Origin of the sequence: Yokenella regensburgei (genome assembly GCF_051486985.1) — a bacterium.
Classification (GTDB): Bacteria; Pseudomonadota; Gammaproteobacteria; order Enterobacterales; family Enterobacteriaceae; genus CBFFRJ01.
In genome coordinates this window covers 105,793-121,633 of sequence record NZ_JAHVDV010000013.1, presented here as the reverse complement: position 1 = coordinate 121,633, position 15,841 = coordinate 105,793, and the positions used below count along the sequence as shown (strand labels likewise).

The window sequence follows — 15,841 nt, the reverse complement described above, 5'->3', positions numbered from 1 at the left end:
AAGAAGCCCGCAGCGATATTTTTGATTACATCGAAATGTCTTATAACAGTAAGCGACGGCATGGTTCGAGCAATCAGATGTCACCGACAGAATATGAAAACCAGTATTATCAACGGCTCGGAAGTGTCTAGATTATCCGTGGCGATTCAATTCAAATTAGAGTAATCAATATTGGTGAAGATATTATCGTCCATTAAAAGAGAATTAAAACCACCTGAACAACCGACGTCATTCCCCAATCCACCAAGTGTCAACCCTGCAGATTTTACTGGGTATTCAAAAATATAATGGTGAGCAAACCACGATGCTCTTGGTGTACCTTTGAAACAATCAAAATAATCTTTATCAATCAGTTGCAGGTCGGCCCATTCTTTAAGTGTTTTCCGCGCAACTTTGATTCTGCCCTGATCGCCAAGAAAATGTTGTTCAAGTATCTGAGAGATCAAGTGTCTAAAATCATCCGGCGTATCATAAGTACTGCACAGTAACGAGTGATCTGTATTGAAAACGCTATCCAGCGTTTTTATGTACATTATCTCGTAGCGGATCATATCGTAATGCAACATCGTCTCTTCCCTCTGCTTCTGACTCCCAAAAACAGATTAGCATTAGCACCTTTTTGGTTGGTGGAGTCGGGTCACAGACCTGAAGAATGACTGACTTTAAACTGATATCCTGCTGATTTTATTTTGATAATACTCTGACATTTTACTGCGTTATTCCTGTGGTTTTTACTCTATGAATCCCCTCTGTTCACCTCATTAGAATCGCTCAACAGCAGATATGAACATTTGGGTTTTTAGTATAATTAAGGGGAACTCCCTGTTTCTATACCACCCTGTTCACAGCTCCTTCCCCCAACAAGCAACCCTACCTGTATTCCCCTGGATACACAGTTCCCTGTATTTGCCGTATCCCTGCTTCTCTTAAAAATTACATCTCATCCCAATCCTTTGTACTCCACCTGACAAAGGATAAATCAATGCACACTCCTTACCCTTTTAATTCCAGATACACGATGAACTGGTTTCTACTGTCTCTACTCAATGACCACCTGAATCAGCTACTGAACCGATACTCGCGAATACAGGCACTCAGACTCGACCTGTTCTATCAGAAAGATACAGAGCGCTATAAACATTATTCATGGAACGAAACCGAACGAGAAGTACGTATACTGGTTGAACGCACCCTGCAGCACACAAATCTGGCAGGGTATTTCTGGGTACTCGAGAATTCTGTAGACCACGGCTGCCATGCCCATATCGTATTCTATCTCGACAGGCACCTTAACCAGGCTACCTACCCAATAGCTGAGAAAGTAGGAACAATATGGCGGGAAATAACGCAACGAGAAGGCTATTACAACCGTTGCGAGTACAAACCCTCTTATGAAGCCAGTACTGATAGGCCGGTGAACTACGCTGATACCGAAGCCATCGATAACCTGCGCTATATCATCAGTTATCTCGCCAAAGAAGAACAAAAGCACGGACACTATCACTACGGAGCCAGTGAGGTATCGCCGCCCAGCGGACTGGGGCGTCCTCGCACGGTGTAACTCGCGTTCTGCACTTTTTTACGTATCAATCCATTGATGTGGAAGGGCTGGTGGTAACGAACAATCACCCACCAGCTCAGGATAATCCCACAATGGAAGACAGCATCATGACAGAACAAATTTCTTTGCTTGATGACCAACTGGTGGATATTCGCTTCATCACGAAGCTTACAGGGCTTACGGACAAGTGGTTTTACAAGCTTATAAAAGATGGCCAATTCCCAAAGCCGATCAAGTTGGGCCGCAGTTCCCGCTGGAAGCAAAGTGAAGTCGAAGACTGGCTACTGCAACGTATTGCGGACTCACGAGGCGGTTGATCAGACCAACTCCCTCTGAATTTTATCGAAGTAAGTCCCCTTCGCTTCCCGGCTTTCTCTGACACTGCTCACTGTAAAACACCAGATATTGCCAGTAGCCCCCCTTAAAACGCTCTAACTTGATAAACCCGCCAGTCTGCCCGCACCGGGATGAACCAAACCTGCGTGTCATCTGGCGGTAAGGAACATTACACGTACGCAAAATCCTCTATCGCACTAGACGGTAATGCTCGCCTGATAAAGGGGAGTCACTGGTGCAGACTGACACCAGTCGTCTGTACAGACAGCGCTGCCCGACAAGCAGGACTTCAACTGTCGTGGGCAGATGGTGGCGCTCGGTGATACGACGCTGAAACTCATCAGTGCGCTGACGAACACAGGCACACTGGCCGCCAGAAAAACACGCAGACACAGTCACCAGCAGCGGTGTAATGCAGAGAAATGTTCTAGTGATGAATGACGAAAGTAACTTTGCCAACAATGCCCAACACACTACCGTATTTTCAGTGCACAGAGCTTTTTGCTGAACGCCTCAGGCACGCTCTGGACTGGTGGAGACGTACAGCTGACTTCGCATGGCAATATCACCATAAACGGTTTCACAGGCACCCTACTCAATACTGCGCAGTTATACGCAGGCAATAATCTATGCCTGCTCACTGCGTATATTGCCTCATAACTTGAAATTATGAGTAACATATAGGTATTTTCTACACGATGCCTCTGGTTATTAGTTCAGTAACCCCTTCCGCTGCGCGCTTAAGAATATATCTCCATTTAACGCATTGATAATAATATAGAAATACTCCTGCAATACATATAATGTAATGCATACACAGCAAACATCAACCCCATGTATTTTTGACTGATGATACAACTTTTATTATTCCTGGTTGTATAGTTCTCCTGATTGCTCTATATCATAGAAGATAAGTTATTCGTCATTGTGCATAGCGACGCCAAAGTAAAACTTCCTTTTATTTGAAATAATAAAACAACTCGATAAATAGGATGGAATCAATCAATTTTTGTTATCATTTAAATAAAAACCACCTGTGAGATACACCCACAAAAATTAGTAGTTGAAGTTATACCAACACAAGAGTAATCTGATCTGTTTTTTAACTAAAACTATAAGGTTTTTTCGCTTGTCTGTAAGGAGTTTGCCTTGAGTCAATCAGAATGCATTTCTTGGGTAAAATGTACTTCCTGGCTAAGTAACTTTCTTAATCGTAGAGGATTGAGACAACCTGATAGCCGTCCCCTATATGAATATCATGCGACCAATGATGAATACAATAATCTAACACAACTACTTCGTGCAGTTGGTCAAGTACAGAGTAATATCGATGATAAAGGTTACGCTGCCTGTTTTGTCCTTTTTTGCTCTGAATGGTATCGCAGAGATTATGAGCGCCATTGTGGTTGGATGTGGGACCCTATATATAGAGCATTGGGAGTATCATTAACGTCGACTGAATTAAGGATTATTATCCCTAAAGGGATGGAAGGTTACTGGAACCGCCCAATCCGATTTTACGAATCAGAACGACGTAATTTTCTCGGAACATTGTTCAGTGAGGGGGGATTACCGTTCCGCTTACTGAAAGAATCGGATAGCCATTTTCAGAATGTATTCTCCCGGATTCTCAATCAATATGGGCAGGCACAACTGGCAGGATTTTCCATACTTTCTCTAGTAAGAACTGTCATAGAAAAATCAGCCCTGCCAACTGTTTTTAGCGAAGACACCTCTGTAGAACTCATCAGCCATATAGCGGAAAAACTCAGCTCGCTGGTTCTAATGTACAACCTGAGCAATCATACCGAACCCGTGAAGCAGCTTGATAAAGTGCATCCAAAATGGCGTGATGAGTTCCCTATGCCTTTGGATGATGAAACAGGTACTCGCTTTCTTAATGGGTTGCTATGTACTGCCTCCGTAGAGGCTAAATCCCACTTACAAAAAAATAAGGGTTCCGGTTGTCAATTCTATTGGTCGGAAAACCATCCCAATCAAATCCAGGCGATAATTTCGCTGCCTGATGAACTCACCCTCCCAATCATCAGCACTCCCTCAACGACGCGATTTGAACTTGCCATTTATGAAGATGGTGAAGAAGTCACCTGTCTCGGCCCCGCCTATGCATCCCTGGAGAACGCCCATGCCAAAGTTCGCCTGCGTAAAAGTGAGTCGAGATTTGTCAGACGCCAGCCAGCTGCGAGCTTAACGATTGTTGCACGAACTGGAGGAATGATTGTTGGCACCATAAAACTTGAAGATAGTGAAATCGCCGTTGGCGAGGTACCACTTACTTTTGTTGATGATGAGGAACGCTGGTTATTGCAAGGGCAAGCTTCTTGTACTGTACGTAATAGCAATGTTCTTATTGCCTTACCTCAAGAAAAAACCACTATTTCAGGGTGTGAAGGCTCTCCAGGTACAGCGTCGTTATTAGGACTCAGAACACTGTCCGTAAAAGGACGCCAGGATATAACCATTTCCGGAGATGAAACATACAGGATCCGCACCGGGAGGGAACAATCTAATCAGAGCGGATTTGATTTTTATGGAAAACATGTTACCTGGAATTGCCATCCTGATGAAACATTCCTTGGTGTACCTAAAGTTACGGCGAAAAACCTGAATGCTGAAGATATACAATTCAAACGTTACCTGAGTGGCATATCGTTAGATGAATGTCAGGTACAAGAGATGATGGGTACGCAATATGTTTCTGTCAGAAATACTCACAATGAAACTCTACTGCGTCGAAAAATTGGGATCTTGCCGGCAGATTTTAACATTGAAATAAAGGGTGGTGAGCTAGCCAATGAAGGTTCCATTGTTATCTCAACGCAACATCCCTGCATGTCTGTCTTAAAAGATAAAACATTAGAGGTTGCTCGCAAACGCTCAGCAGGACAAACAGAAATATTACTTAAAGCAGAAGGAATACCTCCTGCGTTTGTCTCTTTGCAGATTTACCCAAATTTGGGTGCAGCCCCAGTAGAGATGACTCTACCTTTCCCTGCAAAAGGTTGCCTGGCCCTTGATGCAAATGGATGCACTCTGGATAAAAATATTACTCTGCATGATTTGCTGGGTTCGAGAGCCTTTTTATTTGGTAAAAATGGCGATCCGACACGTTTTTCACTGGAATTACATTTACGTTCCAAAAGTGGGTTACAGGCATGGCATGAATGGTGTTATACCGCGGGGGAACACCCCGTCGAACTCAATTTATACAGCCTGAGAGAGCATATTGAAAACTTACTGTCTCTTGAGACAGGAATTGACCAGGTTGTTGAGATGCAAATCAAAGGCGCAGGTGCTGTAATGAGCTGGCAGATTCGCCGCTATAAATACAGTTTACGCTATGATTATGAAAGAGAACTTCTCGTCAGCCAGTCAACCCATTATCGTACCGAGCAAATGTCTTCACCTGTCATCATGTTATTGAGTGAGCCGGAGAGAAAAATCACCCCATTATCATCAAGAATGAGCGAAGGTGTACCGACAGGTGAATATGAACTGAGTTCGGTTATTAACAAAAATGGGCCGTGGTTAGTCGTCCCCAAACAGGGTGAGGAAATGGCGTTTCGCCCCTGCTTCATTCGTGGGGAACCGTCGTTACCTGTGGATGAAAGTAGTATTCGTTCATTGCAGAAAGCGACCCAGCTTTTTAATCCCCAGTCTGAAGTTAATACCATTACACTGGTACTTGAACAGATGGCTAACGATCCCGCTCATTCCGGCTGGCAATTTATGCGTTGCCTGTACGACCAATTTGGTTATCTGCCGCTGGCAACCTTTGAAGTTTGGCGTGCGCTAGTACAGCATCCACAAGCACTGGCGATGTCGCTATTTAAATTTGAGATGTCAGCTGAGTATCTGAGCCGCATTGAAAATGAGTTCCCTATTTTATGGGAGTTCTTCCCCATCTTCGAAATCAAAACCGCAGCCGATCGATTTAAATTGTTCCTGAGCCAAAAGGGTGCACCGGAAGAAACCCAGAATTTACTGGTGAAGAGCTTGTATCAGCGATTGGGGCTCGTTTTCCCGACATATGCCGACGAAATTGAGAAATGGTTAAGTTATGGACAATTCCCTCCGCCCATTCCAGAGTTCTTCATTCGCGAGTGGTATCAGGAGCTTTTACGTGAGCATAGTGAAGCTCGCTGGCCAGAGTACGGCAGCAAGCGGCTGCATAGCTGGATGACATCACAAAAAAATCCAGTGATCAGCATTAATCCTGACGCAGAATACCGCTATTCCGTTGCCTGGTTACCCGTCTTCGCCGCAGCTGTAGCAAGCGGCAATACCTCTTTTGAAGCCGTATTTGACCGTAAACCGGGTGCCGTATTTTTCCTGAGACAGGTCAGGGACTTCGATTCCCGCTGGTTTAAGGCCATCTTCCAGTGCAGCCTGTTGCGTTATTTTGCTCAAAAATAAAAAGGGATAAGAATGACTACACGCTATTTTTCGTCACTTATTGAACAATCGTTGTCTCGTTCAACTGAAGCAACACTGAGTATCATGGGGGTCACAAACCCGCAGTTGCGTGAGCACCTCGCGCAACAAATGGGCGCCGATTGTGGGAAATCAGGCTCATTCCTTGCTTCTCCCGTTTTCCAACAAATGTTTGGCTGGAAAGCGTCAAACAAAACGATGCGTAGCCTGACGGAAGGCAAGGCATTGCTCAGTAAAGCTGTGGTTGATTCGCTGGATGATCAGAACAATGGACGCTATCGTTTTGGTGCTGACTGGAAACCCTTTACTCACCAGCTAGCCAGTTGGAAGGCTCTGCTGGAAAAAAAACATTCTGTGGTAGTGACCAGCGGTACGGGTTCAGGCAAAACCGAATGTTTTATGGTGCCGGTGCTGGAAGACCTCTACCGGCAATTACATGAAAATGGCAACAACCCACTTATCGGCGTCAGGGCCCTTTTCCTCTATCCACTTAACGCCTTAATTAATTCGCAACGTGAGCGCCTGGACGCCTGGACACGTGGTTTTGGTTCCGGAATCCGATACTGCCTCTACAACGGAAATACCGAAAATCTACACGCCGCAGTGAAAAGCGAACAGGTAAAAAGACCGAATGAAGTACTCTCGCGCGAAAAAATGCGTGAAGAACCCGCTCCAATTCTAGTGACCAACGGCACAATGCTGGAATATATGATGGTCCGCCAGATCGACGCTCCAATTATCCAGCAATCTAAATCACAAAAATCATTACGCTGGATCGTATTGGATGAAGCGCATACCTATGTCGGCTCGCAGGCCGCTGAACTGGCGCTGCAGTTACGCCGCGTGATGACGGCCTTTGGTGTGACTCCAGATGATGTTCGCTTTGTAGCAACCTCTGCAACCATTGCCGGAAGCGATGCCGAAAAGCAATTAAAAAAATTCCTCTCTGAATTATCCGGTATACCGCAAGAGCGCATTGACGTACTGGACGGAAGCCGGGTTATTCCGGAACTGGAACCATGCAAACACGTTTTTATTCCGTTAGAAGAAATTGAGCAAATCCCTGATACAGACATGAAGGGCGTAAGCCCAGAGCGCTTTGATGCACTTACGCATTCACCTGAAGCGCATTACTTGCGTGAAATGTTAGTTACTCAATCGAATCCAATGAAGTTGGATGATATGACGCAGCGGTTGAACTCGCTAACAAAACAGCATTATAGCCAACAGGATGTGTTGCGCTGGATTGACGTCTGCTCTGGCACACAACCCAATACTAAGGATCCCGCATTTCTTAAGGTCAGGGCGCACATATTCCAACGCAATACCCAGGGGGTGTGGGCCTGTGTTGATAAAGAATGCAGATTAAAGCACGGTACCCCGCTGGAAAAGGGTTGGCCTTTTGGTTATGTGTATGTGAACAAACGCCAAAATTGCGATTGTGGAAGCCCGGTTTACGAGCTGGCATTCTGTAATGAATGTAATGAGCCACATCTTCTGGCGCGGGACAAAAAGGGAAAACTTGTCCAATGGGAAAATAAAGGCGGTGATGAGTTCTCTTTGCAAGATGATGTGCATATTGAAAATGATGCCGCAGAAGAAAAAGTTGATAAAGAGAGTCGTTTTCAGCCCCCACTCATTATCGCCGCAGAGAAGACCAGCGCGGCGGGTTATACCCAACAGCGTCTGGACCGTCAGACGCGTCGTATTGGTGTTATTAACAATGACAGCATCCCGCTGGTTATTAACGACATTGAACAAGTATGTAGTGCCAGTAGCTGTGGCTACAGAGGCGCGAGCGGAAAACAACCGTTCCGCCGAGCCTTATTAGGTGGGCCATTTTACGTCACCAATATTGTGCCAACCGTTCTGGAATATTGTCAGGATTTTATTAGTGAAGAAGGAAAAGAGGGCGTCGGACCTGATTCGTTACCAGGTCGAGGCCGTCGACTTATTACCTTTACCGACAGCCGGCAAGGAACGGCCCGAATGGCGGTGCGCATGCAGCAAGAAGCTGAGCGCAGCCGCTTACGCGGTAGTGTGGTCGAAATCCTGAGCTGGCATCAACGAACACAGACTTCTGCAACACCGAATGCCAATGCCGATCTGGAAAAGTTAGCGACGAGGGCAAAACAGGCCCGCCATGAGGCGAAAGAATATAGAAGCTGGGGAATGCCGGAACAAGCAAAACTGGCTGAAGCGCAAGCCGAACAACTTGAACAGGCTATTCAGGCCGCGACCGGTGGCAAAGCTGCGACTATTCTGGTTTCGCGGACCTGGATTGAAATGGTTAATGAACTTAAAGAGAAAGCCGATATTCGCGGCCCTATTCTGCAATATAACCACTATCTGAAGCCTGAAATTTTCAATGAAAATGGCGGGCCGCTGAAGCTTTCTGAAATGTTGTTATTCCGGGAGTTTATGCGCCGACCCAAACGAACTAACAGCCTGGAAACGCAGGGATTAGTTCAGGTTGGTTATCAGGGGCTGGAGAAGGTCCATAAGATGCCGGTGCATTGGCAAGAGAAAGGGCTGACGCTGGATGACTGGAAGGATTTTCTTAAGGTTACACTGGATCTGTACGTACGTGAAAGCAACTTCACACAACTGGACGATGAGTTGAAAAACTGGATTGGTAGCCGTTTTTCATCGAAATTCGTCCGTAACCCGGACACAAAAGATCCCGAAGATAATCAGAACAGACGCTGGCCACAAATTCGTAATGGCAATATATCCCATCGTTTAGTGAAGTTATTAATGCTTGGCGCAGGATTCAAAACCGTTAATACGGCGACGATGGATATTATCAATACGTGGCTGAAAGAAGCGTGGACCCAACTTACCGGGCCACTTGCAGTGCTGAAACCTGATGGTAACCGTTTCTATCTGCCAAAAGAGCACATGACTTTTTCTTTAATCATAGATGCCTGGATTTGTCCGGTAACCAATAAGATTCTGGATACAGCCTTTAAAGGCTTAACCCCTTATCTGCCCACCCACATTTCGTTTGAACACCTTACCAAGACACAATATGACGCTTTTGTCGCGCAAAAGGTCACCATGCCGGAAATCTGGAAGCTGGATCGTTCGCAAGAAGACTACGCTCCGGGTCTGGCGAAGGTACGTGACTGGGTTAGTAAAGAGCCACTAATCGCACAATTACGTTCGGAAAACGTCTGGACGGATATTAACGATCGTGTCGTGGAAGGCGGATTTTACTACCGCACAGCCGAGCACTCTGCTCAGCAATCGTCAGAACGTTTGCAAAGCTACGAAAAGATGTTCAAAAACGGGCAGCTTAATGTTCTCAACTGTTCCACCACCATGGAAATGGGGGTTGATATCGGTGGCATTACCGCCGTAGTGATGAACAACGTACCGCCCCATCCGGCTAACTATTTACAGCGTGCCGGGCGAGCCGGGCGTAGTCAGGAATCGCGTGCGATCTCTTACACACTATGTAAAGGGAACCCGCACGATCAACAGGTTTTTGCCAACCCACTCTGGCCATTTGAGACCATGATCCCCGCGCCAATGGTGGCAATGAATTCCGCCCGGCTGGTGCAACGCCACGTTAATGCGCTATTACTGTCCGACTTTTTATGTCACGTCATTGGCGAAACGGATAAAGAAAAAACCAGTCTTGATAGCCTCTGGTTTTTCGGTGAAGACGACGGGCAATCAAAATGTGAACGCTTTAAAGTCTGGCTCGAGCGTCCGGTTCTTGATATCGACGCGGCGCTGGAACGGCTGGTGAAAGGTACAGCATTACATGGCGCCAGACCCGACCTGTTGCGGGATAAAACAATCCATGCGATTACGTTCCTGCAACAGCGATGGCTTTCCGTCTACCGCGATCTTGTAGCCCAGGAACGAGAATCGCAGCCACAAACACCTTATCGCAAGCGCATAGAACTGGAGAAAAAACGGCACTGTGGCGAGTATTTGCTGCGTGACCTGGCGGCCAGGACTTTCCTGCCGGGATACGGCTTCCCGACAGATGTGGTGACGTTTGATAACTTCACTATGGAAGACTATATCCGTGAAAAATCACAGAAAAGCCGGGATAAAAAAGATCGCGAAGATAATGTTTCACGTTATAAAGGACTTCCCTCGCGTAACCTGGGGGTTGCCATCCGTGAATATGCGCCAGGCGCAGAGATCATACTGGATGGCCGGGTCTTCCGTTCTGCTGGCGTCTCACTGCACTGGCACAATATTAATGCCGATACCAATGAAGCCCAGCGTCTGGATTGCGCCTGGCGCTGTCACAAATGCGGGACCATAGGTTATGAAGAGGGGTTGAGCAGTTCCGGGACGCTATTTTGCACCAACAGCGCCTGTGGCGAAAAAATCATCCAGGATAATCGTCGCCAGGTGCTGCAGCCAGCCGGGTTTGTAACTGATGCGCATGCGCCGGTGACGAACAATATTGAAACCATGAAATTTATCCCGGTTGTCCCTGCCTGGGTATTTGTTAAAGCAGAACCCGTACCGCTGCCTAACCCGATAATGGGGTATATGGCATCTGGCGCTGATGGGCATGTTTTCCAGCAAAGCCTTGGAGAAGGTGGGCATGGTTACGCACTTTGCCTGAGCTGTGGTCGCGCAGAGTCGATGTTGAACGCAAACGATGCGCCGAAAAGTATGGAAGCCCACTACCCGCCGCGTCCGGGAAAAGCAGATCGCGACAGCCAGAATCAACGTCTAATTTGCCCCGGCTCGACGGCGCTCATGAAGAACGTCACGCTGGGGGCATTGGCACGAACGGATGTCTTTGAAATGGTTCTACGCAAGCCGCAAAACGGTGAATATCTCCCGGATAGCACGGAAGAAGGGCGGATTGTTGCCATGACTCTGGCGGTAGCACTACGTCAGGCGCTGGCCGGGGTTTTGGGTATCTCCGCGGCAGAACTGGGCTACGCCGTTCGTCCGGTCAGACTGGAAGATGGACAATCAGTATTAGCCGTTCAACTCTACGATGTGATTAGCGGTGGTGCAGGTTTTGCATCCAGTGCGCCAATGCACATTGAGGCCATTCTGTTGGGAATGGTGAAGCAGTTGGGTTGCCACCACTGCGATACGGCATGCAGTGAATGCCTCCTCGACTCCCAGACTCGCCACGATCACGATTTGCTGGATCGTAAAGCAGCACAGGCATGGCTTGGTGATGACTTCTCGTACTACATCGGTTTGCCGGATGATGAAACATTCTCGCTACCGGATGCCCGATATTGCCCGGGAGCCATTGGCGATACCCTTCGTCGGGCGATTAACGAGGGTGCTGAAAAACTCACACTGTGGATGAATGGGCCACTCAATGAGTGGGATCTTTATGCCCGTCAATTCCGGGCGGCTATTCAGAACTACCGGATTAAAGACAATGTTGCGGTCGACCTTGTCATTCCTGCTGGCGTCGATGATCCGGAGCTGTTGCATGAGCTTTCGCAGTTTACTGCTTTGGGCGTGCGTTTGTGTCATAGCGAACAGGCTCTGGAATTGCCGATTGTTGCGCAAGTCGCCTTTGCCGATCGCGTAATGACGCTGGCTTCACGCAGCCAGCAGGCAACTATCCCAGGGCCAGGCTGGCACCTGAATGACGAACTGGTCGTTCGCAGCCTCGGCTATAACACGGTAAAACTGAACGAGTTTGTTTTGCCGGGGAAAGCAGCGAACGCGGTTGAGCGTGTCAAAGACATAGAGATTCATAAACAGTTAAATGGTCCACTTTCGCAGTTCGGACAACGCTTCTGGGATTTGCTGTGTAACAACCATGAAGAAGCACAGTCACTGATGAAAAACCAGCGAATCACCAGCGTTCACTATACCGATCGCTATCTGCAAAACCCGGTTGCGCTGGCACTGCTGGGGGCGATACTGAAACCGCTAAAAACAAAGCTGACCGATGACGCGGAGCTTGAGCTTGATACTCTGTTTAAGCCCAAAGATCGTTCAGGAAATCGCCCCTCTCATGACTGGATGAGCGAAGCGGATTTTCAGGATTTCGCCGACCAGTGGTTTACTGCGGCAATGGGCAGAGCGGTAGAACTGACGGTGTTCGATTCGCCACGTGATATTCCACATCATCGTAAGCTGACGGTGACCTTTGAAGATAGTCAGATGTTGAAGATTCGCTTCGACCAGGGAATGGGATACTGGCGTATCGACTTCCCGTATGCATGGCGTAACTTTGACTTTACTGATGATGTGACTTATCAGCTAGTAAAACTGGCGCAAGCCTGCCAGGAGGGCAAAGTCCTTAATAGCGAGGAAAGCTGGGCAACGGATGTGCTGGTAGAGGTGATGCCGTCTTAATGCATTAGCGCTCCCAATAAAGAGTTGGGAGCGCTAAAACGACTCGAGTCAGCGATGGCCGATGACCATCATTACGCTTTTTTACGCGAGGTTTTTTTACCGCCGCTGGCGGCGCGTTCGGCCTTGATTTTTTCCAGCAGGGCGGCGGCGCTGTTTTCACCGCTGATGAGATCAGGGTTTTCAGCACGCCACTGGGCGGTCAGCTCGCCGCGGAAGGCTTTTGCCAGGATAGACTGGGTGAGATTGTTGACGCGGGTCAGGGCGCTGTTGACCTGTTTTTCAATGGTGTCGGCGTAGGCGAAGAGTTGCTCGACGCGGCGGACGATTTCGTGTTGTTCTGGGAGTGGTGGTAAAGGATACATTAATGATTCGACATCAGCTACCCGAAGGTGCTTAACTCCAGTACCTATTGCCTGAGACAACATTCTCGCCTGAAAACTAATTGATAGAATATTCAGCAAAACATATTTATTGCTGAGATAGCTCTGCATGGGGCGAAGTAGCATCATTCTTTGTCCCATGCAGAGACGTGTATTCTCAGGTACAATTCCAGCCTCTCCCATAGGAGCTTCTCGTGTGAAAATTATATCACCACTTCTTGGGGGGCATCGTTTTGACCAAAAATTATAGGTGTCTTCATTGACATATTTAGTATTTTTTAATGAAATAATACCGTTACGAATATCAGGTGTCCTGATAAGATAAATACCTTTCTCTGTATATGGTGCTGTTTTGTTATGACAGTCAACCACTTTTTCCATCGATTGTAAGAAAGTAGTCCATTTCCATCCAACTGGAAGAATAACATCAGGAATATTAAAATGATGGGCGTCAATCTTTGCAAGATATCGCTTAGACTCTGTAGCTAGAGAGTCTGCGCCACTGGTAAGATTTTTTTTTCTTGTTTTACTTATGGTAACGAGAAGTTCTTCCGCTGATTTTTCACTAATGCTCGCATCTCTCCAGTTTTCCGTTAATCTACCACTGACAGCTTCTTCAAGCACCGCCTGACGAAAACGTTTCAGGATTTGTGGGATTTGCTCAAGACGTGCTTTGGTGCTGTCTACCTGCGCCAGCAGCGTATCGAGTTTTTCGGCAATGATTTTTTGTTCGGCAAAAGACGGTAATGGGGCTTTTAATTCCTTAATAAACTGACCTGAAATAGCTTTGAAAGTAGACCCCGTGCCTTGTGTACTTAACCACGGCTCTATACATCTAAAATAGTAAAGAAGATATTTAGGGTCTGTTAAACCACTGTGAGCACTGATGGCTGCCAGCCCTCGACCAATCGCCGTTGTTTCAGTGGCAATGTTCGTTGGTCCAACCGGCGCCCTTATTGATAGCAAAATATCTCCAGCTGACGCAATTTTTGTTGGTTTTGTGCAATATTTTCTGGGGGTTGGATACAATTTTCCAAACTCAGCCTTCCCTTGGAAAAAGACAATACCCTCTCCTTGTTCATTAACATCTGAACTTGAGGGTGATTGTCCCATATTGATTCCAGCAATATCTGGCAGTGAGGATAATATCCATGAGTTGGGAGTATGGAATTTAAAATCACTCATGCCTTCACCCCGCCAAACGCTTCTTCCAGCAACTGACGCTGCGCATCCGCCTCATCCCCCGCCCCCAGCTCGCGCATCAGCGCGTCCAGCTCGCCCAGCGCCTGGACCAGTTCGCCCATCGCTTCTGCGGCGAGCACGTCCGGCTCAGGCAGGCTGTCGGCGTCGATGCTGTCTTTATCCTTCAGCCAGGAGATATCCAGTGAATCGGATTTCGCGCTGCGGATCCACTCGCGGCTGAACTTGCGCCAGCGGCTGGTGGCCTGGTGCTGGTCGGTGTTTTTATTCTCTTCGCTGTCGGCGACTTCGCTCTCTTCGGCGTTAAAGCTCCATTCGCCTTCTTCACGCGGGCTTAAGCCGTGTGGATCTTCGCCGTAGACGGTTTCAAACGGCTGCAGGTGCTGCTCGGTAAACGGCGTGCGCTTGCCGAAGCTCGGCATATTGGTACGCAGGTCATACACCCACACGTCGTCGGTGCAGTTTTTATCCTGATGCGGATTGGCCACCGTGCCTTTGGTAAAGAACAGAACGTTGGTTTTGACGCCCTGGGCGTAAAAGATGCCGGTCGGCAGGCGCAGGATGGTGTGCAGATGGCATTTATCCATCAGGTCGCGACGAATATCGGTGCCCTTACCGCCTTCAAACAGCACGTTATCCGGCACCACCACCGCCGCGCGGCCGCCGGCGTGCAGGGTTTCAATAATATGCTGCATAAAGCACAGCTGTTTGTTGCTGGTCGGGTGCACGAAGGTACGGGTGATGTTGGTGCCCGCGGCGCTGCCAAACGGCGGGTTGGTGGCGACAATATGCGCCTTCGGCAGGTTTTCACCGTCGCTGCCCAGCGTGTTGCCCAGACGGATGGCGCCGCCGTGGTCGAGGTTGCCTTCAATATCGTGCAGCAGGCAGTTCATCAGCGCCAGACGGCGGGTGCCGGGCACCAGTTCAAGGCCGATAAACGCGCGGTGGATCTGGAAATCTTGGGTGTCGCCATCCAGGTCATCGAGATCGTGAGTCTGGGATTTCACGTAACGGTCGGCTTCAATCAAAAAGCCCGCCGTTCCCGCCGCCGGGTCCTGCACCACTTCACGCGGCTGCGGCTTCAGCAGATGGATAATGGTTTTGATCAGCGGACGCGGGGTGAAGTACTGGCCCGCGCCGGATTTGGTTTCGTTAGCGTTCTTTTGCAGCAGCCCTTCGTACATATCGCCGAAGTCGTCGCGGGACTTGCCGTGGTCGCCATTGTACCAGTCCAGCGCGTCCATATAGCTGACCAGTTCCGTCAGCTGTTTGGGCTGTTCAATGGTGGTGCTGACATTATGGAATACCGCCTGCACCAGCTTTTTCTCATCTGAGCCTAACTGAACCAGCAGGTTACGGTAGAACTGCATCTGATCCTGACCAATACGCGATTTCAGGTCATCCCAGCGGTAGCCTTCCGGCAGGTAGTCCGCTTCCTGGCCGGTCTCTTTGCACATTTTCAAAAACAGCAGCGAGGCGAGTTCATTGACATAGTTTTGATAGGAGACGCCGCCGTCGCGCAGGTTGTCGCACAGTTTCCACAGTTTGGCGACCAGATCGTTATTGTTCATTGAAGATCCTATGTAAAACAGCG

8 protein-coding genes are annotated in these 15,841 nt (G+C 48.1%); 5 read left to right on the top strand and 3 right to left on the bottom strand.

Annotation, left to right across the window (positions count from 1 at the left end; all coding sequences use genetic code 11):
• On the top strand, positions 1-131 hold a 131-nt coding region (locus tag KXR87_RS11415; RefSeq protein WP_437432379.1), incomplete at its 5' end, for an IS3 family transposase.
• Between the two features lie 15 nt (positions 132-146).
• Here the strand turns inward: KXR87_RS11415 and KXR87_RS11410 are convergent.
• The gene (locus tag KXR87_RS11410; protein ID WP_437432375.1) at positions 147-566 is read right to left on the bottom strand and encodes a hypothetical protein; all 420 of its coding nucleotides are present in this window, start codon (positions 564-566) and stop codon (positions 147-149) included.
• A 416-nt stretch (positions 567-982) separates the two neighbouring features.
• Between KXR87_RS11410 and KXR87_RS11405 the strand changes: the two genes are divergently transcribed.
• From KXR87_RS11405 to KXR87_RS11390, 4 genes are all read left to right on the top strand, one after another.
• The gene (locus KXR87_RS11405) at positions 983-1,561 is read left to right on the top strand and encodes a YagK/YfjJ domain-containing protein (protein WP_437432374.1); all 579 of its coding nucleotides are present in this window, start codon (positions 983-985) and stop codon (positions 1,559-1,561) included.
• Between the two features lie 107 nt (positions 1,562-1,668).
• On the top strand, positions 1,669-1,878 hold the full coding sequence (locus KXR87_RS11400) for a helix-turn-helix transcriptional regulator (RefSeq protein WP_101700380.1): 210 nt from the start codon (positions 1,669-1,671) through the stop codon (positions 1,876-1,878).
• A 1,168-nt stretch (positions 1,879-3,046) separates the two neighbouring features.
• Positions 3,047-6,334, top strand: coding sequence for an STY4851/ECs_5259 family protein (locus KXR87_RS11395; protein ID WP_437432373.1), 3,288 nt, complete (start codon positions 3,047-3,049; stop codon positions 6,332-6,334).
• A 12-nt stretch (positions 6,335-6,346) separates the two neighbouring features.
• A complete protein-coding gene (locus KXR87_RS11390) occupies positions 6,347-12,667 on the top strand; it encodes a DEAD/DEAH box helicase (RefSeq protein WP_437432372.1) in 6,321 nt (2,106 codons plus the stop codon).
• Between the two features lie 71 nt (positions 12,668-12,738).
• Here the strand turns inward: KXR87_RS11390 and KXR87_RS11385 are convergent, their stop codons facing one another.
• Positions 12,739-14,160, bottom strand: a complete 1,422-nt coding sequence (locus KXR87_RS11385; RefSeq protein ID WP_437432378.1) for a restriction endonuclease subunit S — start codon at positions 14,158-14,160, stop codon at positions 12,739-12,741.
• 68 nt (positions 14,161-14,228) lie between these two features.
• On the bottom strand, positions 14,229-15,818 hold the full coding sequence (hsdM, locus tag KXR87_RS11380) for a type I restriction-modification system methyltransferase (protein ID WP_101700326.1): 1,590 nt from the start codon (positions 15,816-15,818) through the stop codon (positions 14,229-14,231).
• Positions 15,819-15,841 lie beyond the last annotated feature (23 nt).

Coding starts and splice junctions, on each gene's coding strand:
- KXR87_RS11410 (WP_437432375.1), bottom strand. CDS start 566: ATGTTGCATTACGATATGATCCGCTACGAGATAATGTACATAAAAACG.
- KXR87_RS11405 (WP_437432374.1), top strand. CDS start 983: ATGCACACTCCTTACCCTTTTAATTCCAGATACACGATGAACTGGTTT.
- KXR87_RS11400 (WP_101700380.1), top strand. CDS start 1,669: ATGACAGAACAAATTTCTTTGCTTGATGACCAACTGGTGGATATTCGC.
- KXR87_RS11390 (WP_437432372.1), top strand. CDS start 6,347: ATGACTACACGCTATTTTTCGTCACTTATTGAACAATCGTTGTCTCGT.
- KXR87_RS11385 (WP_437432378.1), bottom strand. CDS start 14,160: ATGGGACAATCACCCTCAAGTTCAGATGTTAATGAACAAGGAGAGGGT.
- hsdM (WP_101700326.1), bottom strand. CDS start 15,818: ATGAACAATAACGATCTGGTCGCCAAACTGTGGAAACTGTGCGACAAC.